This window comes from Thiocystis violascens DSM 198 (assembly GCF_000227745.2).
Classification (GTDB): Bacteria; Pseudomonadota; Gammaproteobacteria; order Chromatiales; family Chromatiaceae; genus Chromatium; species Chromatium violascens.
In genome coordinates, this window is the sequence record NC_018012.1 from 1,461,479 (window position 1) to 1,484,234 (window position 22,756).

At 65.9% G+C, this 22,756-nt stretch carries 23 protein-coding genes, 4 tRNA genes and 2 pseudogenes; 19 read left to right on the top strand and 10 right to left on the bottom strand.

Annotation, left to right across the window (positions count from 1 at the left end):
• Positions 1-29: 29 nt before the first annotated feature.
• The 14 genes and pseudogenes from THIVI_RS06485 to THIVI_RS06550 all read left to right on the top strand — a co-directional run bounded on the left by THIVI_RS06485 (position 30) and on the right by THIVI_RS06550 (position 12,813).
• Positions 30-1,697, top strand: coding sequence for an ABC transporter permease (locus tag THIVI_RS06485; protein ID WP_014777830.1), 1,668 nt, complete (start codon positions 30-32; stop codon positions 1,695-1,697).
• Positions 1,681-2,355 (top strand): annotated as a pseudogene (locus tag THIVI_RS06490) (ABC transporter ATP-binding protein); the annotation flags it as partial. The gene THIVI_RS06485 and the pseudogene THIVI_RS06490, both read left to right, overlap by 17 nt.
• A gap of 511 nt (positions 2,356-2,866) precedes the next feature.
• The gene (locus tag THIVI_RS06495) at positions 2,867-3,469 is read left to right on the top strand and encodes a recombinase family protein (RefSeq protein ID WP_014776775.1); all 603 of its coding nucleotides are present in this window, start codon (positions 2,867-2,869) and stop codon (positions 3,467-3,469) included.
• 25 nt (positions 3,470-3,494) lie between these two features.
• Complete coding sequence (locus tag THIVI_RS06500) at positions 3,495-5,132, top strand: IS481 family transposase (RefSeq protein ID WP_014776774.1); 1,638 nt, start codon at positions 3,495-3,497, stop codon at positions 5,130-5,132.
• Between the two features lie 5 nt (positions 5,133-5,137).
• A complete protein-coding gene (locus THIVI_RS06505; RefSeq protein WP_014777832.1) occupies positions 5,138-6,103 on the top strand; it encodes an ExeA family protein in 966 nt (321 codons plus the stop codon).
• Between the two features lie 145 nt (positions 6,104-6,248).
• Positions 6,249-7,154 carry a CAP domain-containing protein gene (locus tag THIVI_RS22590; RefSeq protein WP_014777833.1) on the top strand — a complete coding sequence of 302 codons (906 nt, stop codon included), beginning with the start codon at positions 6,249-6,251 and terminating at the stop codon, positions 7,152-7,154.
• Positions 7,151-7,528, top strand: a complete 378-nt coding sequence (locus THIVI_RS22595; protein WP_014777834.1) for a hypothetical protein — start codon at positions 7,151-7,153, stop codon at positions 7,526-7,528. Before THIVI_RS22590 ends, THIVI_RS22595 begins: the two co-directional genes overlap by 4 nt.
• Before the next feature lie 13 nt (positions 7,529-7,541).
• Positions 7,542-8,543: a hypothetical protein gene (locus tag THIVI_RS06520; RefSeq protein WP_014777835.1), complete on the top strand. Its 1,002-nt coding sequence runs from the start codon at positions 7,542-7,544 to the stop codon at positions 8,541-8,543.
• Positions 8,543-9,487, top strand: coding sequence for a hypothetical protein (locus tag THIVI_RS06525; RefSeq protein ID WP_014777836.1), 945 nt, complete (start codon positions 8,543-8,545; stop codon positions 9,485-9,487). The genes THIVI_RS06520 and THIVI_RS06525 overlap by 1 nt, the downstream gene beginning before the upstream one ends.
• 12 nt (positions 9,488-9,499) lie before the next feature.
• Positions 9,500-9,883 carry a hypothetical protein gene (locus THIVI_RS06530; RefSeq protein ID WP_014777837.1) on the top strand — a complete coding sequence of 128 codons (384 nt, stop codon included), beginning with the start codon at positions 9,500-9,502 and terminating at the stop codon, positions 9,881-9,883.
• The gene (locus THIVI_RS06535) at positions 9,876-11,729 is read left to right on the top strand and encodes a hypothetical protein (RefSeq protein ID WP_014777838.1); all 1,854 of its coding nucleotides are present in this window, start codon (positions 9,876-9,878) and stop codon (positions 11,727-11,729) included. The genes THIVI_RS06530 and THIVI_RS06535 overlap by 8 nt, the downstream gene beginning before the upstream one ends.
• A 4-nt stretch (positions 11,730-11,733) precedes the next feature.
• Positions 11,734-12,249, top strand: coding sequence for a hypothetical protein (locus THIVI_RS06540; protein WP_041446859.1), 516 nt, complete (start codon positions 11,734-11,736; stop codon positions 12,247-12,249).
• Between the two features lie 3 nt (positions 12,250-12,252).
• Positions 12,253-12,570, top strand: a complete 318-nt coding sequence (locus THIVI_RS06545; protein ID WP_041446860.1) for a hypothetical protein — start codon at positions 12,253-12,255, stop codon at positions 12,568-12,570.
• 21 nt (positions 12,571-12,591) lie between these two features.
• The gene (locus THIVI_RS06550) at positions 12,592-12,813 is read left to right on the top strand and encodes a hypothetical protein (RefSeq protein WP_014777839.1); all 222 of its coding nucleotides are present in this window, start codon (positions 12,592-12,594) and stop codon (positions 12,811-12,813) included.
• Positions 12,814-13,042: 229 nt separating this feature from the next.
• On the opposite strand, the gene THIVI_RS06555 is transcribed toward THIVI_RS06550, so the two are convergent.
• From THIVI_RS06555 to ppsR, 10 genes are all read right to left on the bottom strand, one after another.
• Positions 13,043-13,118, bottom strand: a tRNA-Lys gene (locus THIVI_RS06555).
• Positions 13,119-13,185: 67 nt separating this feature from the next.
• Positions 13,186-13,261, bottom strand: a tRNA-His gene (locus THIVI_RS06560).
• A gap of 25 nt (positions 13,262-13,286) precedes the next feature.
• Positions 13,287-13,363 (bottom strand) — tRNA-Arg (locus THIVI_RS06565).
• A 61-nt stretch (positions 13,364-13,424) separates the two neighbouring features.
• Positions 13,425-13,501: transfer RNA gene (locus THIVI_RS06570), tRNA-Pro, on the bottom strand.
• Between the two features lie 68 nt (positions 13,502-13,569).
• Positions 13,570-14,820, bottom strand: coding sequence for an AI-2E family transporter (locus tag THIVI_RS06575; RefSeq protein ID WP_014777840.1), 1,251 nt, complete (start codon positions 14,818-14,820; stop codon positions 13,570-13,572).
• Between the two features lie 16 nt (positions 14,821-14,836).
• Positions 14,837-15,262, bottom strand: a complete 426-nt coding sequence (locus tag THIVI_RS06580) for a coiled-coil domain-containing protein (protein WP_041447373.1) — start codon at positions 15,260-15,262, stop codon at positions 14,837-14,839.
• 186 nt (positions 15,263-15,448) lie between these two features.
• Positions 15,449-16,849, bottom strand: coding sequence for an NAD(P)(+) transhydrogenase (Re/Si-specific) subunit beta (locus tag THIVI_RS06585; RefSeq protein ID WP_014777842.1), 1,401 nt, complete (start codon positions 16,847-16,849; stop codon positions 15,449-15,451).
• A 12-nt stretch (positions 16,850-16,861) separates the two neighbouring features.
• Positions 16,862-17,158 carry a proton-translocating transhydrogenase family protein gene (locus tag THIVI_RS06590; protein ID WP_014777843.1) on the bottom strand — a complete coding sequence of 99 codons (297 nt, stop codon included), beginning with the start codon at positions 17,156-17,158 and terminating at the stop codon, positions 16,862-16,864.
• Positions 17,159-17,292: 134 nt separating this feature from the next.
• Positions 17,293-18,396 carry a Re/Si-specific NAD(P)(+) transhydrogenase subunit alpha gene (locus tag THIVI_RS06595; RefSeq protein ID WP_014777844.1) on the bottom strand — a complete coding sequence of 368 codons (1,104 nt, stop codon included), beginning with the start codon at positions 18,394-18,396 and terminating at the stop codon, positions 17,293-17,295.
• Between the two features lie 120 nt (positions 18,397-18,516).
• The gene (ppsR, locus tag THIVI_RS06600; protein WP_014777845.1) at positions 18,517-19,359 is read right to left on the bottom strand and encodes a posphoenolpyruvate synthetase regulatory kinase/phosphorylase PpsR; all 843 of its coding nucleotides are present in this window, start codon (positions 19,357-19,359) and stop codon (positions 18,517-18,519) included.
• Between ppsR and THIVI_RS26285 the strand changes: the two are divergent.
• The 5 genes and pseudogenes from THIVI_RS26285 to THIVI_RS06615 all read left to right on the top strand — a co-directional run.
• Positions 19,358-19,441: pseudogene (locus tag THIVI_RS26285) on the top strand (hypothetical protein); the annotation flags it as partial. The gene ppsR and the pseudogene THIVI_RS26285 overlap by 2 nt on opposite strands.
• Positions 19,402-19,503, top strand: coding sequence for a hypothetical protein (locus THIVI_RS26290; RefSeq protein ID WP_425358606.1), 102 nt, complete (start codon positions 19,402-19,404; stop codon positions 19,501-19,503). The pseudogene THIVI_RS26285 and the gene THIVI_RS26290, both read left to right, overlap by 40 nt.
• 268 nt (positions 19,504-19,771) lie before the next feature.
• Positions 19,772-21,259 carry a cryptochrome/photolyase family protein gene (locus tag THIVI_RS06605; protein ID WP_014777846.1) on the top strand — a complete coding sequence of 496 codons (1,488 nt, stop codon included), beginning with the start codon at positions 19,772-19,774 and terminating at the stop codon, positions 21,257-21,259.
• 88 nt (positions 21,260-21,347) lie between these two features.
• Entirely contained in the window at positions 21,348-21,929 is a 582-nt protein-coding gene (locus THIVI_RS06610) for a PAS domain-containing protein (RefSeq protein ID WP_157174382.1), read from the top strand.
• Positions 21,916-22,617 carry an EAL domain-containing protein gene (locus tag THIVI_RS06615; RefSeq protein WP_014777848.1) on the top strand — a complete coding sequence of 234 codons (702 nt, stop codon included), beginning with the start codon at positions 21,916-21,918 and terminating at the stop codon, positions 22,615-22,617. Before THIVI_RS06610 ends, THIVI_RS06615 begins: the two co-directional genes overlap by 14 nt.
• The last annotated feature ends 139 nt before the right edge of the window (positions 22,618-22,756 follow it).

Sequence of the window (22,756 nt, forward strand, 5' to 3'; positions counted from 1 at the left end):
GGGCGCCGCTCGCCCCTGCCATGGCGCCCATGGCGCCGGCTCTGACGCTGGCGCGGCCCGGCCGCCACGCCTCCCGGCTCTGGACGCTCGGGAGCCTGGCGCTCGCCCTGCTGCTGGCCACGCCGCTGCTGGTCATCCTCGGCTTCGTGCTGTTCCCCGGCGGCGGGAGCTGGCCGCACCTGGCCGCCACCGTGCTCCCGAGTTACGTGGCCAACTCGCTCCTGCTCGTGCTCGGCATCGCCGTCGGCACCCTGCTCATCGGGGTCGGCGCCGCCTGGCTCACCAGCCTCTGCCAGTTCCGCGGCCGCGGTTTCTTCGAATGGGCGCTGCTGCTGCCCATGGCGATGCCAGCCTACATCATCGCCTACACCTACACCGGCCTGCTGGACTTCGCCGGCCCGGTGCAACCCGGGCTGCGCGACCTCGCCGGCTGGCGCCACGGCGACTATTGGTTTCCCGAGATACGCTCGCTCGGCGGGGCCGTCGCCATGCTCACCCTGGTGCTCTATCCCTATGTCTACCTGCTCACCCGCGCCGCCTTTCTCAGTCAGTCGGTGTGCGTGCTCGAAGTCGGACGCACCCTCGGCAACGGACCCTGGCGCACCTTCTTCCTGATCGCCCTGCCGCTCGCCCGTCCGGCCATCGCCGCCGGCCTGTCCCTGGCCCTGATGGAGACCCTGGCCGACTATGGCACCGTGCAGTACTTCGGCCTCCAAACCTTCACCACCGGCATCTTCCGCACCTGGTACGGACTGGGCGATCCGGTCGGCGCGGCCCAGCTCTCCGCGCTGCTGCTCGGCTTCGTGCTGGTGCTCGTCACCCTGGAGCGCTACTCCCGGCGCCGCGCCCGCTATCACCAGACCAGTCAGCGCCACCGCCCGCTGCGCCGCCACCCGCTGCGCGGACGCCACGCGCTGGCGGCCATCGCGCTCTGCGCCCTGCCCCTGCTGCTCGGCTTCCTCGTCCCCGCCGCGCAACTCGCCGTCTGGGCGCTCACCATCGCCCGCGACGCCTATGACGCGCGCTTCCTCGGCCTGGTGTTCAACAGCCTGGGACTGGCCGCCGCCGCCCTGCTCGCCCTCGTCCCGGCCCTGCTGCTCGGCTACGCCCGGCGCCTGCACCCCAGCCCCCCGGTGCGCGCCTCGGTCCGGCTCGCCGGTCTCGGCTACGCCATTCCGGGCAGCGTCATCGCCATCGGCGTCATCATCCCCTTCGCCTGGCTCGACAACAGCCTGGACGCCTGGATGCGCGCCCAGTTCCAGATCTCCACCGGACTGCTGTTGAGCGGCACCCTCGCCGCCTTGCTGTTCGCCTATCTGGTGCGCTTCCTGGCCGTCTCGCTGCAAACCGTGGAGGCCGGACTCGGCAAGATCCGCCCCTCGCTCGACGAAGCCGGGCGCTCGCTTGGCCTGCCCCCCGCGCAAGTGCTGTGGCGCATCCACATCCCCCTGCTGCGCGGCAGTCTGCTCACCGCCCTGCTGCTGGTCTTCGTCGACGGGCTCAAGGAACTGCCCGCCACGCTCATCCTGCGCCCCTTCAACTTCAACACCCTGGCGGTGCGCGCCTTCGAGCTGGCCTCCGACGAGCGCCTCGCCGACTCCGCCCCGGCCGCGCTCACCATCGTCCTGGCCGGACTGCTGCCGGTCGTTCTGCTCAGCCGTTCCATCACCCGGTCACGCCATGTCCAATCCACTTGAATTGCATCACGTCAGCGTCGCCTACGACGGACCGCCGGTGGTCCGCGACATCTCCCTGACCCTGGAACCCGGCGCCATCGGCTGTCTGATCGGGCCGAGCGGCTGCGGCAAGTCCACCCTGCTGCGCGCCATCGCCGGCTTCGAGCCCCTGCGCCGCGGCGAGATCCGGCTTGCCGAACAGCGTGTCGCCGCCGTCGGCCACTCGCTGCCGCCGGAGTCCAGACGGGTCGGCATGGTGTTTCAGGACTTCGCGCTCTTCCCGCACCTCTCGGTCGTCGGCAACCTCGCCTTCGGCATTCGCCGCCTGCCGCGCCGCGCGCGTCGTGCGCGGGTCGAGTCACTGCTCGAACTGGTCGGTCTCGCCGACGCCGCCGCGCTTTATCCGCACCAGCTCTCCGGCGGCATGCAGCAGCGCGTCGCACTCGCCCGCGCGCTCGCCCCAGGCCCCGCCGTGCTCCTGCTCGACGAACCTTTCTCCAGCATGGACGCCACCCTGCGCGAACAGCTCGCGCGCGAGGTGCGCGAGGTACTGCGCCGCGAGGGCGTCACCGCCATCCTGGTCACCCACGATCAAATCGAAACCTTCGCCATGGCCGACCGCATCGGCGTCCTGGCGGACGGCGGATTGCGCCAATGGGACAGCGCGCTCGGTCTCTACCTGTAGCGGCCTGCAAACATCCGCGGCCCGACCTGCAAACATCGCAATTTTCGACCCGAATTAACTGCAAATATCGGGGGTCCAGGACCCGGATTATTTGCAAATGAGCCGACATTAACTGCAAACAGCCTGCAAACATCCGCGCCGGCCCAGATTATCTGCAAACGACGCCCGCGCCTTTCTTGACCAACGGGTTGGCGCTGATCGGCCGCCGTCGCTGGAGGATCAGTCGCCGCCGCACGGTCATCCAGGATCCAGGTGAAACCGTCTGGCCGCCGGCGCGGCGGGCGGGCGCAGTCCTGCCGCCCCTGCATTGAGCCGCACTCGCCGGCCACTATCGGTTCGGCAAAACGAGGGTTTTTCCGGACCGTCAGCAGACCGCCAGTGCCACCCGACTGCACCGCCTGAAACCCCGGTCTCACGGTCCGGATAACCGGTTGTGGAAATCTGCGACCGCTTTTCCTAAGCTACGACGAGTAAATCAAACCACCAGCCCCTCGCGGAGCGGCAGATGGACATCGGCTATGCCCGTGTCAGCACCAAAGACCAGAGCCTGGACCTGCAGGTCGACGCCTTGCGCCGCGCCGGGTGCGCGAAGGTCTACCAGGAGGTCGTCAGCGGCGCCAAGGTCCCGCGTCCGGTCCTCGATACCCTGCTGGGCGAGCTGCGCCCGGGCGACGTGCTGGTGATCTGGAAACTCGACCGTCTCGGGCGTTCCCTGCGTCACTTGGTCGAACTGGCTGGCGTACTGCTGGAACAGCAGGTCGGGCTCAAGAGCCTCAACGATCCACTGGACACCACCACCTCCCAGGGTCGGTTGGTGTTCAATTTGTTCGCCGCGCTGGCTGAATTTGAAAAGGATCTGATCCGCGAACGCACCCAGGCCGGGTTGGTCGCTGCGCGTGCTCGCGGTCGCCTGGGCGGGCGCCCCAAGGGCCTACCGCCCGAGGCTGAGAAAACCGCCTGCGCCGCCGAGACCCTCTACCGCGAGCGGCGCCTATCGGTGCGCGAGATCGCCGCCCAGCTTGGCATCGCCAAAAGTACCCTCTACGACTACCTGCGCCACCGCGGGGTGCCGATCGGCACCCCGGGCCCGGCCGCGCAGGGCCGTTAGGGCGTCGCCCGGGAGTGGTGCGTCCATGACGCGTCACCAACTCCCGCCGGAAGCCCTGCTGGACCTGTGCCGTCGGCGCGCCGCATTGGCGCCGCGCAGCCCGGAGCGCCGGGCGCTGATCCAGCAGACGGCCGCTCTGTACGGGGTCTCGGAGGACGCGCTCTATCGGGCACTGCGCGCACGCGCCCGGCCCAAGGCCCTGAACCGCGCCGACCGCGGGGTGCCGCGGGTCCTGCCCCCGGCGGAGCTTGAGCACGACTGCGAGGTGATTGCGGCGCTGAAGATCCGCACCAGCAACAAGAAGGGGCGCCACCTCTCCACCGTCCAGGCCATCCGCTTGCTCGAAGAGCATGGTGTGGAGACCCCCGCGGGGCTGCTGCGTGCCCCGGCCGCGGTGCTGACCCGTAGCACCGTGAATCACTACCTCAAGCAGTGGGGCTTCGACGACCGGACCCTGACCCGGGTCCCGCCGGCGGTGCGCTTCGAGGCCCGCCACAGCAACGACTGCTGGCAGTTCGATCTGAGCCCGTCGGATCTGAAACAGGTCGCGCGCCCGGCCTGGTTCGAGGAGGGCCGCGGGCATCCGCTGCTGATGCTCTACAGCGTGGTCGATGACCGCAGCGGGGTCGCCTACCAGGAGTACCACGGCGTCTATGGCGAGGATGTGGAGGCGGCGCTGCGCTTCCTGTTCAACGCGATGGCCCCGAAGTCCGACCCCGAGTTGCCATTCCAGGGACGCCCGGCCATGCTCTACATGGACTCTGGGCCGATCGGCAAGAGCCTGATCTTCCACCGCGTCATGGACTACCTCGGGATCGAGGTGCGCACCCACATGCCCAAGGACAGCGACGGGCGGCGTCCGACGGCCCGGGCCAAGGGGAAGGTCGAGCGGCCCTTTCGCAGCGTCAAGGAGATGCATGAGACCCTCTACCACCTGCACGCGCCGGAGACGGAGGCCGAGGCGAACGCCTGGCTGCTGCGCTTCCTGATCCACTACAACCGCATGCCCCACCGCCGCGAGCCCCATGCGCGGATCGATGACTGGCTGGCCAACCTGCCCCCGGATGGGGTGCGCGCCATGTGCAGTTGGGAGCGTTTCGGCACCTTCGCCCGCGAGCCCGAGCGGCGCAAGGTCGGGGTCGACGCCCGGGTCTCCCTAGAGGGGACCCTCTACCAGGTCGACCCTGATCTGGCCGGCGAGGACGTGATTCTGTGGTGGGGACTGTTCGACAACGCCCTCTATGTCGAGCACGGTGAGCGGCGCTTTGGCCCCTACGACCCGGTCGGCGGGCCGATTCCCCTGCATCGCTACCGCTCGTTCAAAAAGACCAAGACCCAGCAACGCGCTGAGCGCATCGCAGCCTTGGCTGAACAACTGGCCCTGCCAGGGTCCGTGTGGGGCGGTCCAGCCGCCTCGGTAGGACTGGCGCCAGGGCCCGTCGTCGCGCAGACGCCCTTCGTCGATCCGGACCCGTTCCAAGATCTGGCCTTTCCTACGGCGGTCGCGGCAAAACGCGCCATCGCTGAGTACCTGGGCACCCCCTTGGCCAAGCTGCCGGCAGAGGCGCTGGCCGCGCTTGATGTCGCCTTGGCCGAGTCACTGCGTAAGGTCGACGTCATCGACGACGCGCGGACCCATCTGAAACCCCTGCGCGGAGGCTGACCGGCATGCAGAGCGAGGTGATGAAGCACTTTGGGCTAACCCGCGGACTGCCGCGCGCCGGCTATTTCGAAACCGCCCAGCAACGCCGGGTCTTCGACGATATCAAGATCGCCATCCATGGCGGTCAACTCCTGGCCCTGGTCGGACTGGTCGGCTGCGGCAAGACCACCACGCTGCACCGGCTGACCGAGGCCCTCAAGGACGAGCGCGAGATCCTGGTCTCCCAGTCGCTCGCGGTGGACAAACATCGGATCAACCTTGGCACCCTGATGCTGGCCCTGTTCTACGACCTGTTGACCGAGAAGGACTTCAAGGTCCCCACCCAGCCGGAGAAGCGCGAGCGCAAGCTCATCGAGGTCATCGCCAAGCGCAAGAAGCCGGTCGCCCTGTTCGTCGATGAGGCGCACGACCTGCACCCCAAGACCCTGGTCGGGCTGAAGCGCCTGATCGAACTGGTCCAGAACAACGGCGGCACCCTGTCCGTGGTCCTGGTGGGTCACCCCAAGCTCAGGAACGATCTGCGCCGGCCAGCCCTGGAGGAGATCGGCGCCCGGACCACCCTGTTCTGGCTGGACGGGATCAAAGGGCAGGAGTTGGCCTATCTGGACTGGTTGCTGGAGCAATGCGCCCCCGCAACGGCGGCCGATCTGCTGACCGCGGAGGCCCGCGAGCGCCTGGCCGCAGCACTGTCCACCCCGTTGCAGATCGAGCAGTACCTGACGCTCGCGCTGGAGGCGGCCTATCAGGTCGGGCAGAAGCCGGTGACCTTGGAGGTCATCGAAGCCGTCCTGGCGGCCGACATTGATGCCCTGGAGGCGACCCTGACCCGCTACGGCTACAACACCCGGGCGTTGGCCGATCTACTCAACGTCCGCCCGGCGGAGATTCGCTCCTTTCTGCACGGCCAGTTGGCACCGGGGCGGACCCAGGAACTGCATGGCCAGTTACTGGCTGCGGGGCTGCCGGTGTGAGTGTGGCCGGCTCATTCAGCCGTTTGCAGTTAATCTGGGCCGGCGCGGATGTTTGCAGGCTGTTTGCAGTTAATGTCGGCTCATTTGCAAATAATCCGGGTCCTGGACCCCCGATATTTGCAGTTAATTCGGGTCGAAAATTGCGATGTTTGCAGGTCGGGCCGCGGATGTTTGCAGGCCGCTACAGCTACTGGAAGTCCCCGACGAATCGGACGCCACCGCGCGCAACTGGATGATCCCCGACGGGATCGACGCCAATGGCGAGCAGATCGCCGATGATGCCGGTGCCATTCTTGAATTAAACCGCGCCATGTGCCACAACCTGCGCAACGTTTTAAAGCGCCCCTCGACGGTCCAGGCCACCACTTGGTTCGACCTCGACACCCGCAGCGTCCTCGCGCCCGATGGCGACACCCGCCTGACCGTCCTTAAATGGGATCATGACGACCGCACCGGCGCGCTCCCGCCGTACCGCTCGCGCTATGCCGTCGCGTCAGGCAGCAGTCAAACCGGGCTCGCCTTCGACGATTATCTGCTCGATAACCTAGGCGTCCTGACCCCGCGCGCCTGCCTCCTGGCGCCCGACCCCGAGAGCGTCAAACCAGAGACCGGCGGTTGCGCCGGCGGCGGTACCGTGCCGACCGGACCGACCCCGACCGAGGCGGAACTGATCGCCGCCCACAACCAGTTCCGCGCCGCGCATGGTCTCGGCGCGCTCGCGCAAAACGCCCAGTTGACCGCCGCCATCGCGGGTCATCTCGCCTGGCTCAAGGCCGAGAACAGCGGCATCTCGCACACGGGCGACGGCGGCAGCCAGCCGCTCGATCGCGCCATTGCCGCAGGCTATGAGGGTGCTGGCGCCACCAGCGCGGGCGAAAACCTCGCGCTCGGGCACGCGACCGTCGCGCTCGTCATGGCCGCCTGGGAGAATTCCCCCGCGCATTACGCCAATCTCGTCCACGCCGACTGGGCAGACATCGGCGTCGCCATCCTGCCGATCGACGATGCCGCCGGGTTCTGGTGGGGCGCGCTGTTCGGAGACCGCACGTGATCCAACTCGACACCCTCATCCTCCCCGACGGCCTGGATTGGCCTGACGAATTCGACACCGGCGTCATCGGCCAAAGCGTGCGCCGGCGTCTCGACGGCGGGCTGGTCGTCTACCCGCGCACACTCGCCGCCGGGCGCTCGATCACTTTGGTTGCCCCGGCCGACCACCCGCTCATCCGCGCCCAGGCGCTCGCGCTGGAGGCGTTCGCGGCCGTCGTCGGCGCCAGCTATCCCCTGACCCTACGCGGCGCCGTCTTCCAGGTCATGTTCCGCCACCACGATCCCCCCGCGCTCGACCTGTCCCCGCTGGTCGATTACGCCGATCCCATCGACAGCGATTTCGTCGTTGGCACCGTCAAATTCTTCACCGTTTAATGCTGGAGGCCCGATGTCTATCCTGACCGCCGAACTTCAATGGTTCCGCCCCGCGCTGCAATCCGATACCGTGCCTGCCCAAAATGGCGGGCGCTGCACTGAGGCCCTGATCGTCTCGGGCGTCAAGAACAACCTCTTCCCCGATGTCAGCGCCGCCCAGCGCGCGGCGGGCGTCGAACACTGGCGCAAGGTCTTCGTCGCGGTCAAGAATGCCGACAACCTGACCCTGGTCGATCCCAAGCTCTCGATCGAGATCGGCACCCCGGGAGACAGTCATGTGCTGCTCTATTCCGGCACCTTGGTCGACACCCAGGATCAGGTGACCGCGCGACCCTACGGCTACGGCACGTTGGCCAGCGCCGCCGATGCCGCCGACACCGAGATCAGCGTCACCACCGAGGCCGATTTTTCGGCCATGACCGCGAAGCCCTTTCAAGTCGGCGATCTGGTCCGGATCGACGCGCGCGCGACCTTGCTCGACACCGGGCTCTCCGAATACGTCGAGATCGACAGCATCTCCTATACCGGTACCGCCCTCACGATCGGCCTGACGGCGGGTCTGGCCAACGCCTACAGCGCCGGGGCAAAGATCGCGAGCGTCATCGAGCCGGGCGATCTGGCGACCGCCGTGAGCGGCAAGAGCATGACCGGCGGCGTCACCTATGACGACACGGCTTATCCCATCGCCGTGCCTCAGATCGGCGGCATCTACCAGACCTGGACCGTCACCGTCACCGACCACGCCACCGGCGCGCTCAGCGTCTCCGGGGATCTGATCGGGGCGGTCGGTACCGGTTCGACCGGCGTCAACCTGTCCCCATCAAACCCCAACGGCGGCACCTATTTCACCCTCGACGCCGACGGCTGGGGCGGCACGCCGGCCACCGGCGATACCCTGGTCTTCACCACCTCCCCCGCCGTCTGCCCGCTGTGGTATCGGCGCATCGTGCCCGCCGGGGCGGCGGCGATCAGTAGCGATCCGGTCAGCGTGTGCGTGGAAGGGGAGAGCGCCTGATGAGCGTCACCGTCTACCGCTCCGACGACGCCAGCGCCCCGGTCTTGACAGCGGCGGCGGGCGACCTGATCGCCCTGCTGGATGCCTGTTTGGTTAATGGCTACGGGGCCAAGGCGGCGGCGGGCTGGGGCAAGCCGTATAACGATACCAACAAAGCGGTCTACCGTGCCGCGTCGGGGAATCGGCATTACCTCTATATCGATGATTCGCCGACCCAGTACAGCCTCGCGCGCGGCTATCGGGCGATGACCGCGGCGGCCGATACCGGCACCGGGGCGTTTCCGACAGTGGCCCAACTGGCTGGCGGGATTCGACCGATCAAGAGCAACGGCACCGATGCCACGGCGCGACCCTGGATCGTGATCGCCGATGCGCGCGCCTTTTATGTCTGGGTCGCCTATGCCGTAACAGACATTGGTGCGCCGAGCACGTCAACGGATGTCTGGCTATTTGGCGAGATCATCAGTTATCTGCCATCCGATGCCATGCACACGATCTTGATCGGGCGGCAGGCGGCCACGGCGGCGGCCTCGACGACATCGTTAGCCAACGCATTGATCGATACGGGTGCCGACATCCCCGGGCATTATCTGGCCTCGTCCTATTTGCAGGATGGCAACGGCTACCCGTGCGGCTGTCTGCAAACGGCGCAAGCGGCCAATGCCTCCGCCGGTACGTCCGGGCCGACTTATCCAGACCCCATCACAGGTAGCCTGCTGCTCGACTATCTGCGCATTTGTGAGGGCGGATCCAGCGCCAAACTGGTCCGCGGGCATTTGCCCGGCATCTTCAACCCGATCCATCCGCTCCCAGGCAATCATCTGGATACGTTGGCGGGACGCGGCGCGCTCGCCGGCAAGGATCTGTTGTTGCTCTACAAGGGCGGCACGGCTGGGCGTCTCGCGTTCAGCCTGGATTCCGCCGATTGGGTCACGCCGACATGAGAGGACTGATTCATGGCTGATCTCGGCAGCATTGGAGATCTACAGGCGCCGCCGCTGATGTTCAGCCTGGGGCGCGAGGACGTTGTGATCAGCCGCACGCGCTATCCGGCGCGCGCCTGCCTGATCCATGACATGGATCTGTGCGCGAGCTTGGAACTCGATTGGCTCGCGCTCGCCGGCTCGATCAACAACGCAAGCTCCGCCGGCGTCGCCCGCTGGGTCAGTGCCCGCCATCGCGCCAGCGGGCGGATGCTCAATCGCGTCCTGAGCACGTCCGGCAGCGGCGCGTTTGCGCTGCGCGTACCGCCCGGGTTGGCCGTCGATCTGCATATCCGCGCCGATGCCGGCGACGGCTGCGACATCTATCTGCCGGAGCGGACGCCGGTCGATGACTGAGTGCACACTGCCCGATGGCGCGGCAATCCACGTCGCCTTCGCCGGCGGGCCGTGCGATCTGCCGGACGGCGCGGCAATCCACGTCGCCTTCGCCGCCTCCGGCGTCACTGTGCCGGTGCGCGCCCGCCATCGGGCGGACGCCGCGCTGCGCCGTCCGGTTAGCGCCTGGCACACGGCGTCGGCTGGCGATCTGCCAATCGCGAGCGCCAGGCACACCGCGACGAGCGCCGTCCGTCTCCGGATTGCCGGTCGCCACGCGAGCCCGGCGCGCTTGCGTCGCTCCGAGGTCGCCGCCCGCCATCGGGCGGACGCCGCGCTGCGTTATGCCGCGATTGCCCGCCATACCGCACCGGCTGGCGATCTGGCCCGCTTGTCGGCGCGCCACATCTCGCCCGCCTGGGTGCATGGCGACTCGGTTGCCGCGCGCTGGCAGTCGCCTGCCGCCCTGCGCGCGCCGCTGGCGGCGCGCCACGCCAGTCCGTCCGAGCTTCGGCTCGACAAGATCGCCGCTCATCATGCCGTTGCATGGGCGCCATTCGGCCAGCGCGCCGCCCGTCACGTCGCGCCCTTCGGTCCGACCGTCCAAGCCTGTGCCCGTCACGTCGCGCCCTTCGGTCCGACCGTCCAAGCCTGTGCCCGTCACGTCGCGCCCTTCGGTCCGACCGTCCAGGCCCGTGCCCGTCACGTCTCGCTGCACGCCATCCTGTCCGCCGTCCGCGCCTGGCAGCATTCTCCCGCGCGCCTGCTGAGCGCCAACCCCCTGGCCGCCCGCCATCGCGCCGCGTCCTCCTGTCCGGATGCCCGCGTCGAGATCCTGGCCGGCCCCAACCACCTCCTGCATGACGGTCGCGTGGTCCCGCTCGGCGAGGGCACCGAACTGAGCGCCGACGAAGGCTCCCCGGTGTGGATCGCCGCGCTCGATGTGCTGCACGAAGACGACTACGCCCGCATCGCGCTGGGCGATCCGCTCACCCTGCTGTTCTGGGGCCAACCCATCGCCCTGATCTGCGACGGGCGCCGCTTCAGCCGCGCCGACGCCGCGCCAAGTGTCGTCCTCAGTGCCATCAGTCCCGGTGCCTTACTGGGCACGCCCTGGGCCGTGCCGGTCGCGCTGGGCGCCGTCGAGCTGGCGCAAACGGTCGTCGAACGCCTGCTCGGACAGCCCGTCGCCTGGCAGCTGCCCAACTGGCGCCTCCCCGACAGCGCGGGCGCGCTCCAGGGCACCCCGCTGGAGTTGGCCCGCCAGATCGTCGGCGCCGTCGCGGGCGAACTGGACTCGCTCCCTGACGGGAGTCTGGTGGCCCGCCCGCGCTATCCGGTCTCGCCACCCGCGTATTCGAGCGCCACGCCCGTCGCCACCCTCACCGACCGCGACCTCCTTGCCCATCGCGACCAAGCCGAGGCCGCGAGCCGCGAAAACCGCTTCGTCATCGCCAGCGGCGACCCGTCCGCGACCGCCGATCAGATCCAGATCGACAGCGTGCAAGATCCCGAGGATCCGCATGCCTACACCATTCGCGCTTACCCCCATCCCTGGCGCCCGGTCGATCTCGTGCACACCGGCGACGCCGCCACCCAGATCGGCCCGCGCACCGAGGTGCTGACCGAACAGGATGAACTCGTGGTCATCCAGTCCGGCGCCGCCACGCTCGCCTATCCGCTGGCCGACATCCGGGCGCAGTCCTACCGCTACGCGGATCTGGGCCGCGTCAGCGTCGTGGGGCGCGACCTGACGACGGCCCAGGCGGACTACAGCCTGTTGTCGCTCCAGTATCGGGCGCGCGCCTGGCAGTGGCGCGCCACCAACGCTCGGACCGAAACCATCCAATTTCTTGCCGTGGAGTAACCCGATGGCCGTCACCGCCAATATCACCGTCTCGTTCGGCGATCAAAGTGCCAGCAGCGCCTCTGGCCACCTGTCCGCCGAAATCGACAGCCGTCCCGATGGGCTCAACAACGGCGTCACCAGCTTTGCCCCTGGCGATAGCGCGGCCTTTCTGGTCTACAAATCGAGCAACGTCACCTATGACGCCCCAGTCGCCAGCGCTGGCTCCGTCGCGGGCGTGGGCTCTGGCCTCACGGTCGAAAAAGAAGACGATCTGTCGTTTGCCGACAGCGATACCGCCTCGCTCTCGACGCCTGCCACCGGAATCGTCTCGGTCACCTGGCTGGGGCGCAGTCTGGGCAGCCTGTCCCTGCAAGACCAGACGACGGTCAAAGCGGGCGCCAAGGGCGTGGCGGTTGCGCGCGTCAAGTACGCCTGCCGCGCCGACGCCTACCGCCTGACCAGTCCGGCCACGCTCGCCGGCCTGACCGACTTCTCGATCCTGGTCTTTATCCTCGGCCACCTAGCCGGCGAGGGCTAAGCGATGTCACTGGCGATCGAAGTCTACCGGGATGGGGGCGACCGTCCGGGCGACGAAATCCGCGAGGATCTGCTGGGCGATAGCCTGGAGGCCGCGCTTGCTCGTGGGCGCGGGGAACTGGACGCCAGCGCCCATGCCCGCGTCGCCACCACGTTGGAGCTGGTCGCCCCGCGCCTGGATCTGCGCCTGGGCGATCTGATTGCCGTGAGCGACCCGGCACAAGGGGAAGAGTGGCGCGGCAAGATTGTCGGCATCCGCCACACGCTGGCGCCCGGCGAGGCGCCGAGCGTCCTCACCGTCGAGCGGAGTTTGATGCCATGATGTCAAGCGGAGTCGACGCGGATGTCTAGCTATCCATTGCACACGCTAAGAGCGTTGCTGCGCACCTCATCCGCGCGCCGCGGCGTGGTCGTGCGTTGCTCGGCGACGGCGGTGCAGGTCGCCACCGCGAGCGGGCTCGTCCGTGCGCAGGCGTCTGGGGCGCTGAGTGTCGGGCAGTCGGTGAACGTGCGCGACGGAGCCGCCTTTCCGGCGGCTAACCCGACCCAGGCGTATGCGGTTTAGTCTCCGTTAATTTGCGCTTCATTTGTCAGTGATGCCAAATGAAGCGCAAAAAATCACAAATCCGCCAAGTGCCAAAACATTTGCGAAATGGTGCCAAATGGCGCGCGCCGCTACAGTCATGGCACACCAACAGGCAGTATTGATTGCCGTCTGTTGGGGCGAAGTGTGCCGTGAGTGTGCCAGAGACAAAAAAAGAGGGCTAGCTTTTCGGCTAACCCTCTGTTTTATTTGGTGGGTCGTGTAGGATTCGAACCTACGACCGATGGATTAAGAGTCCACTGCTCTACCAACTGAGCTAACGACCCGATATCTCGGGATTTAGGTTGAGAGGCCATGAGGATAGAACCTTGGCTGACACAACCGCTTCTATATTGGGGTGGACGATGGGGATCGAACCCACGACCACAGGAATCACAATCCTGCGCTCTACCGACTGAGCTACGTCCACCATTGAAAATCGATCTTCGTTCTATTGGCGCGCCCGGCAGGACTCGAACCTGCGACCCACGGCTTAGAAGGCCGTTGCTCTATCCAACTGAGCTACGGGCGCTTAATTCGGGCGCGTCATAGGCAATGTACAGCGAACGCATTACCTGTTTTGTTTCGCATGTTGGTCGGGGTAGAGGGATTCGAACCCCCGACATCCTGCTCCCAAAGCAGGCGCGCTACCAGACTGCGCTATACCCCGGCTTCGGATCGGGGCTCAGATCGCGCGACCCGTTACGAAGACGCGGAAATATACGCCCGAACGCCTTTTCAGTCAACCTCCGAAATGCCGCTCCGATTGTTTGCCTCAGTGCTTGCGGAAGCCGGCCCCGCGGAAAGTGAAGTTCCCGCAGCCTGTCCCTGCTGGTCGCTCTCCGTGACGGCGTTCGAATCCGGTCCATCTGGCGCGGAAGTATCGCGAATGTCGGCGCGATCGCAGCGATCCGCAGAATCGCTCAGGACGGTATGCACATCCGGCAGGATCGCGGCGAACTCGACGCCGTAGATCTCCCAGATCGAGATGAAGAGCGAGGCGATCACGGGGCCGATAAAGATTCCCGGCAGCCCGAACATGAGGATGCCGCCCAGGGTGCTCAAGAAGATCATCAGCTCGTGCATCCTGGTGTCCTTGCCCACCAGGATCGGCCGCAGGACATTGTCCAGGCTCCCGACGATCAGGCCGCAGAAGAGTGCCAGCCCGACGCCGGCGCCGACATCGCCCTGCAGGATCAGGATCGCCACGGCGGGAATCCAAACCAGCGCGGCCCCGACATTGGGGATGGCCGACAGCAGCGCCATCACGGTCCCCCAGAAGACCGCGTTGGGAATACCCGCGACGGCAAAGGCGATGCCTGCCAGACTACCTTGCAAGAGACCGATCAGGAGCGAACCTTTCAGGGTCGCGCGCGTCACGGAGGTGAATTTGGCGAGCATCATCCGCTCTTCGCTGGTCTTCAGCGGCAGGTAGTAAAGCGCCTTTTCGAGCAGCTTCGGCCCATCCATCTGCAGAAAAAACATGCTGTACAGAAACACGAACGCCATGAAGACGAAATTCGCGGTCCCGAGCGTCACGGACGAGACCCATTCCACCAGGAGCCGGCTGATCACGGTTGCCAGCGCGCCGGCCTGCTGAATGATCTGGTCGCGATTGATGCTCAATTGGTCGTAAAACGGTATATGCCGCAGATAGGTGTCGACCGCGCCGGGATCGGTGAAAGCCCCCTTGAACCAGACCGTGATCATCTGGCTCACATCGAGCGCCTGACCGATCAGGACGCCGACCAGCAGAATCAATGGGATCAGGATCACCACCGCGATCAGCAGCAGGGTCAAGAGGGATGCCAGGTGACGGTTGCCGTCGAGCAGCGCCTGAAAACGTAGGAACAGGGGACGCGCTAGGGCGCTGAAGAGCCCCGCGAGGAACAGGGTCATCAGAAACTGCTGGATCATGGCGAAAAACAACGCCGAGATCCCGAGCGTCATCAGCAGGACGACGGATTTATTGACGGTGTCTTGGTTCATGGAAGCCGCCGGCGGGTCACAGCAGTTTCACCAGCGCCGCGATCGCGGCCACCTGGGCGAACATCAGCGGCACGATCCACTTCAGCAGATCGGTCTTCATACGCTCGACCTCGGCGCGCAGTTGCGCGATGTCGAGCTTCAATTCGGCGCGAATCTGCTCGATCTCTTTCTGCAGACGCAGTTCGGACTCGCGCAGCTCGTTCCGAACCTGCTCGATCTCCTTCCGCAGGCGCAGCTCGGACTCGCGCAGCGCCGCGCGAACCTGCTCGATCTCTTTCAGCAAGCGCAGCTCGGACTCCCGGACATGCCCTTGGGTGGCAAGATCGCCGATCTGCGGAAAACGCGCCTCCAGCACGTCGAACGCCTCGGCGATCAGGCGCGCGCGGGTTTTGTCGTCCGGGGCTTCGGTGAGTTGCTCGTAGAGTTGCAGCGCGGCGCTCATGGCAGGACTCTTCGGTTGCTTGGCACAGGCCATGAGGGTAGTCGGGGCCAGCCCGGCGTACAAGTCGCCATTGGGCAATCCGGCCTTTGGGGCGAAACGAGGCTGACCTCGAATGCTGCCGACCCTGGAGACGCCGACAGCCTGTTGGCGCTCCCCAGAGACGACCCGCGCTGGCCGCGCGCCGGGTTAGTGTTCCCCGCCCTTCAACGCGCTGTTCATGCCGTCGATCGTCTCCTTGGCGTCGCCGAAGACCAGCGAGGTGTTGTCCTGATAGAACAGCAGGTTGTCGACGCCCGAGTAGCCGGGACGCATGGATCGCTTGAGGAAATAGACCTGGCGCGCGCGACCGGCATCCAGAATCGGCATGCCGTAGATGGGGCTGGTCTTGTCTTCCTTGGCGGCCGGGTTGACGACATCGTTGGCGCCGACGACCAGCACCACGTCGGTGCTCGGAAACTCGGGATTGATCTCGTCCATCTCCAGCACCCGATCATAAGGAATATCCGCCTCGGCGAGCAGCACGTTCATGTGCCCCGGCATGCGTCCAGCGACCGGATGGATGGCGAATTTGACCTCCACCCCGCGCGCCTCCAGCAGTTCCATCAGCTCCTTGAGCGAATGCTGGGCCTGGGCGACGGCCATGCCATACCCCGGTACGATAATGACCCGGTTGGCATCTTCCATCCAGTAGACCGCATCTTCGACAGCGGCGGATTTGACACCCTTTTCGGCGGCCTGAGCGCCGGCGCTGTCACCTGACCCGCTGCTGGAGCCGAAGCCGCCGAAGATTACGTTCAGGATCGAGCGGTTCATCGCCTTGCACATGATGAAGGAGAGGATCGCGCCAGAGCAGCCGACCAGTGCGCCGACGATGATCAGCAGATCGTTGTGGAGCGTGAAGCCGGTCGCCGCCGCCGCCCAGCCCGAATAGCTGTTGAGCATCGAGATGATGACCGGCATGTCGGCGCCGCCGATCGGGATGATGAGCGTCACGCCGAGGGTGAAGGCGAGCAGGGTCATTAGCAGCAGTGACAGCAGGCTCCCGGTCATCGCGAAATGCACCGCGAGTCCGACAACCGCCAGCGCGATGAGGGCATTGAGCAGGTGTTGTCCCCTGAACTTGACCGGTGCGCCGCTGAGCAGACCTTGCAGCTTGCCGAAGGCGATGATGGAGCCGGTGAAGGTGATGGCGCCGATGACGACGCCCGCGGAAATCTCGCCCATCAGCACCGCGTTGAGCAGACCGGCATCCTGCTTGTGCAGGAAGGTGCCGATGCCGACCAGCACCGCAGCCAGACCGACGAAGCTGTGCAAGGCCGCGACCAATTGCGGCATGGCGGTCATCTGAATGCGCATCGCCACGATGGTGCCGATCACGGCGCCCCCGGCGATACCGGCGACGATGAAGCCGTAGGACTGAACCTCGCGCCCGAGCAGGGTCGCCACGATAGCGATCAGCATGCCGAGCATGGCGTAGACATTCCCGCGCCGCGCGGTTGCCGGATGGGTCAGACCCTTCAGACCGAAAATGAAGAGAATCGCCGAGACCAGATAGGCCAGCGCCTGATGATTAACCGTGAAATCCATCGCGATCCGTCCTTACTTTTTCTTCTTGAACATGGACAGCATCCGGTGGGTCACCAGAAAGCCGCCAAAGACATTGATCGAGGCCAGCAGCACGGCAATGAAGCCGATGAACTGGATCAGGATCCCGGATTCCGGATCGCCCGCGACCAGCAGGGCGCCGATCAGGACGATGCCGGAAATGGCATTGGTCAGGGCCACCAGCGGGGTGTGCAGCGAGGGCGTGACGCCCCAGACCACCCAGTAACCGATGAAGCAGGCAAGAACGAAAACATAAAGGGCGACGATCGAGGGGTCGAGTGCCTCGGGCATGGTGAAACTCCTAGAAAATAGTCAGTATCGTAGGATGGGTAGAGCGCAGCGAAACCCATCGAATCCAGCACCGACGGAGCTTGACCACACACTCAATCGTGTCAGAACGCCGAATGGTGGGTTTCGCTCTCGCTCTACCCACCCGACCGCGCCGAGACCAGCATAGCGGCGGTGATGTCATCCTGAGTCAGATCCTTCAGTTCCGGCCCGGACGCGCCCGGCTGGACCATGATTTCGATCAGGTTGAACAGGTTGCGCGCATAGAAGGCGCTCGCGTCCGCCGGCACCAGGGCGGGGAAATTGGTGATGCCCACGATGGTCACGCCGTGGCGCTCGACGATCTCGTCCGCCACGGTCAGCGGACAGTTGCCGCCGCTGGCCGCCGCTAGATCAACGATCACCGAGCCGGGACGCAGACGCGCGACGACTTCCTCGGTGACCAGCACCGGCGCCGGTCGGCAGGGAATGAGCGCGGTGGTAATAATGACATGCGCCTTCGCCAGTTCGTCGCCGAGCGCGGATTGTTGACGCGCCTTGGCCTCGTCCGACAACTCACGGGCGTAACCGCCCTCCCCCGCTCCGCTTTCGCCCAGATCCAGCACGATCGGCTTGGCGCCGAGCGACAGGATCTGCTCGCGGGTCTCGGGTCGCACGTCATAGGCATGGACATCGGCGCCCAGACGGCGCGCGGTCGCGATCGCCTGCAAACCCGCGACGCCCGCGCCTAGCACCGCCACGCGCGCCGGCTTGGCCGAACCCGCCGAGGTCATCATCATGGGAAAGAAGCGGCCGTAGCGCGCCGCCGCCTCGATCACCGCGCGATAACCGGCGAGGTTGCTTTGGGAGGAGAGCGCATCCATCGATTGGGCGCGCGAGGTGCGCGGCATGCGTTCCATTCCAAGCACACGCATACCTTTCGCCAGCATGGCTGACAGCAGCGGATCCTCGCCGCAGGTCTCCAGCAGGCTAATCAACAGCCCGCCCGGACGCATTGCCTCCACGTCTTCAGCGTCAGGACGCCGCACCTTCAGCAGCAGGTCGACATCATAGGCCCCGGCGCGGTCGGTGAGCTGCGCGCCAGCCTGCGCGTAGTCCGCGTCCGGATAACCGGCGCGCGCGCCGGCGCCGGACTCGACCAGGATCTCGAAGCCCTTGCCGGCCAGCTTTTTGACGATCTCCGGCGTGGACGCGACGCGCGTCTCTCCGGACCGCGTCTCCAGTGGGATACCGATCTTCATGTTGGATCGCCTTCTATTTCGGTGTCGCCACCCGGAGGGCGGCGAAATCGGCGCATTATCATGGCCGATCCCGATCCCCGCAACCGCCGATCAATGTCGGCGTCCATGGATCGGTCTGGTTTAGGGATGCTCGGCGAGCGGTTCCGACCAGCCGTCGAGGTTATCTTTCAGGATCTTGATGATGTGGGACGCGATCTCTTCGATGGACTGCGTGGTGGTATTGAGCACCGGCACCTGCAACCGCTTGTAGATCTGCTGTGCCATCCGGATGTCATCCTGGCAGCGCGCCATGGAGGCGTAGGGGCTGCCGGGGCGGCGCTCCTCCCGGATGAGTTGCAGTCGCTGCGGATCGATGGTCAACGCGAACAGCTTGTGACGGCAATCCCAGACCAGTTGGGGCACGTCGCCGCGCTCGAAGTCTTCCTCGGTAATGGGATAGTTGGCCGAACGCAGACCATAGTGCATCGCCAAATAGAGACAGGTCGGTGTCTTGCCGGAACGCGACACCCCGGTCAGCACCACATCGGCGCGGTGGAAGTTGTCCGGACGAATCCCGTCGTCGTTGGCCATCGCGAAATTGATGGCCTCGATCCGCTTGGTGTAGAAGCTCGGCTTGGTGATGGCGTGGCTCTGGCCCGCCTTGCGGCTTGGTGGCACGCCCAATTCGGCGGAGAGCGGCTCGACGAAGCCCTCGAACAACTCCATGTAGAAGCAGTTGCCGCCCTTTAGGATCTCGCGGATTTCGTTATTGAGCATGGTCGCGAAGACGATCGGCCGCGCCCCGTCGCGGTCGGCGGCCTCTTGCATGCGCTGGGTCAGCGCCCTGGCGCGCAGGTCGGTGTCGATGTAGGGCATGTAGACCTGCTCGAAGTCGATGGTATCGAACTGGGAGAGCAGACTGTGGCCAAGCGTCTCGGCGGTGATGCCGGTGCTTTCGGAGACGAAAAAAACGGTTCGGTTCATGGGGTCAGTGGTCAGTGGTCAGTGGTCAGTGGTCAGTGGTCAGTGGTCAGTGGTCAGTGGTCAGTGGTCAGTGGTCAGTGGTCAGTGGTCAGTGGTCAGTGGTCAGTGGTCAGTGGTCAGTGGTCAGTGGTCAGTGGTCAGTGAGTGTGTCGGGAAACGGTCTACCGATCAATGTTCCTTGCCGCGAAACCGTTGTTTTTGTTGATTCCCAGGAGGTTGAACGGGATAAACCCGCGCGGCTGATGTCGATAAAGGATGGGGCTGGTTGGATCTGAGGGAGTTGGAACGGGCTTACGCCGGGTGGATAGCCTGCCGTACCATCCAGCGACCTCGCTGTCGCTACCGATCTTCCCAAAGTCCAAGCATCATGATGCACCAAAGCCTCGAAAAGCGCGCTTCGACTCTCTGAACCATGTCTCGAATCACACTCCTCTGGTTCCGCCGCGATCTGCGTCTCGACGACAATCCGGCACTCATCCACGCCCTGACGACTGGCGCGCCGATCGTGCCGGTCTACATCCACGCGCCCGACGAGGAAGCGCCCTGGACGCCAGGCGCGGCCAGCCGCTGGTGGCTGCATGGCAGCCTGCTCGCGCTCGACGCATCGCTGCAACGCTTCGGCAGCCGTCTCTGGATCGCGCGCGGGGACAGCCTGACCGAACTACGGCGCATCGTCGCGGCCACCGGCGCGACCGGGGTATCCTGGAACCGTCTCTACGATCCGGCCACGCGCGAACGCGATACCCACATCAAACAGGCGCTGCGCTCCGATGGTCTGCGTTGCGAAAGTCATCGCTCGACCCTGCTCTTCGAGCCCTGGGAGATCGCATCGCAAACCCGTTCGGCCAGCAAAACCGGCCAACCCTACCGGGTCTTCAGCGCCTTCTGGCGCGCCTGCGTCCGCGAACTGTCCGGCATCCGACCCGATCCGGCTCCGGAGTCGCTCCCCGCCGGATTCGCGCCGGTTGACGGCCTGACGGTGGACGATCTGGGCCTGTTGCCGACGATTCCCTGGGATCAGGGCTTGCGCGCGACCTGGACGCCCGGCGAGTCCGCCGCGCTGGCGCGCGCCACTGCCTTTCTCGATGCCCGCATCGGAGCCTATAGCGTAGCGCGCGATCGGCCCGACGCGCCCGGCACCTCCCGACTTTCCCCGCATCTGCACTTCGGCGAGATCAGCCCGCGTCGCCTGCTTGCCATGATTCTTGATCGCTTCGGCGACCCCGCCGCCGACCCCGCCGAATCCTTCGTGCGCGAACTCGGCTGGCGCGAGTTCTCCTATCACCTGCTTTACCATTTCCCCCGAACACCCGTCGAGCCCCTAGACCCGCGTTTCGCCGACTTCCCCTGGCGCACCGAAGGCGTGGCGGAACGGCTCGACGCCTGGCAGCGCGGCCGAACGGGCATCCCGCTGGTCGACGCTGGGATGCGCGAGCTCTGGCACACGGGCTGGATGCACAATCGGGTGCGGATGGTCGCGGCCTCCCTGCTGACCAAGAATCTGCGGCTCCCCTGGCAGGTGGGCGCGCGCTGGTTCTGGGACACGCTGGTGGACGCGGATCTGGCAAGCAACACGCAGGGCTGGCAGTGGACCGCCGGTTGCGGCGCCGACGCGGCCCCCTATTTCCGCGTCTTCAATCCGGTGCGTCAGGGCGAGCGCTTCGATCCGGATGGCGGCTATGTTCGCCGCTGGTGCCCCGAGCTGGCGCGTCTACCGAACCAATACATCCATCAGCCCTGGACAGCGCCACCGCCCATTCTGATGGCGGCTGACATCCGGCTGGGATGTCACTATCCTCTACCTATCGTGGACCTTGCCACCTCTCGCCAGGAGGCGCTCGCTGCCTGGGGCACTATCAAGGGAAACCGGCCAAATCCACCGGTCACGGAGTTCGAGTAGACAGACGCTTCCCCCGTCTCGACGGAGCACGACCGTCCACGCAGCCTAAAGGATCGCAGCGATGAAGCAGTCTCGGATCAGGATGGATGTGACGACTTCCGCGGCGCTCGACGCGCGTTCGCGGCTCTTGCGCGGCCTGCTGGACGCGAGTCGCGAGGGACTGCTCGCGGCGGACGCCCGCGACGGTCGAATCCTCCTGGCCAATGCCACCGCTTGCGCCTTGCTCGCGACCGACGAGGACAGTCTACTCGGCGAGCCGGTCGACTCCCTGCCCCTCTGGCCCGCGGACTGGTCCTTGCGAGTCCCGCGCGAGACATTGCGCGAGGACGCCGGGAAGGGGATCGATTTCGTGACGGTGCACAACGGCAACACCCTGGAGATCCGCACGCGCTGGCTGGCGGTGGGCCATAACGAGTTGTTGCTGATCGCACTGAACGACCCCAGCGAGCGCCTGCGCGCGGAGGCCGCTCTGCACGAGAGCGAGGCGCGTTTTCGCGGCATTCTGGAGCAACTGCCCGCGATCTCGGTGCAGGGGTATGACGAGGAACGCCGCGTCACCTTCTGGCACGACGCCAACGAACGCATCTATGGCTACCGCCGTGAAGAAGCCATTGGACGACGCATCGAGGATCTGATTCCGGCTCGACACCGGGGAGTTGAGCGGGCTTGAGGCCCTGGTCCGCTGGGAGCATCCCGAGTTGGGATTCCTGCTGCCGGGGTATTTTATCGAGATCGCCGAGGAAGGCGGCAGTCTCGTGGCCATCGGCGAATGGGCGCTACGCAGTGCCTGCGCGCAGGCGCGGGAGTGGCTCGACGCGGGCATCGCGTTTGGGCGAGTCTATGTCAACATCGCCCACTCGCAAGTCCATCGCGGCGACCTGCATCGCGTCACGCAACGGATTCTCGCCGAGACCGGCCTGCCCGCCGGACATCTGGGGCTGGAGATCACGGAGGGCGTCGCCATGGAACACGGCGCCCACCACATCATCGAGGAATTGGAGCGACTCAAAGCCGACGGGATCAGTCTTGCCATCGATGACTTCGGCACCGGCTACTCGTCGCTATCCCGGCTGAAACAACTCCCGGTGGACCAGCTCAAAATCGATCGCTCCTTCGTGCGCGACATCGGCGCCAGCCGGCGCGACCTCGACATCGTACGAGCCATCCTCACCCTGGGGGCCACGCTCGGACTGGAGGTACTGGCGGAGGGCATCGAGACGCCGGACCAGGGCGCCCTGCTTCTCGCCGAGGGCTGCAATTTCGGCCAGGGGTATTTCTATGCCCGACCAATGCCGCCAGAGAAACTGCCGGCATGGACGCAGGGACGAATTCTGGCGAGCGATTCAGGCGATGAGTAGCGCCGTACTCGACATCTCCTGAAACCGTATTTCCAGTCGTTCGTGGCGAGACCCTCGAACTGGGCACGAAACAGACGCACCACGGCCGGCGCGACCAGATGCGCGACAAACTCGCCGAGCCGATTCCCCAACTCGCTTG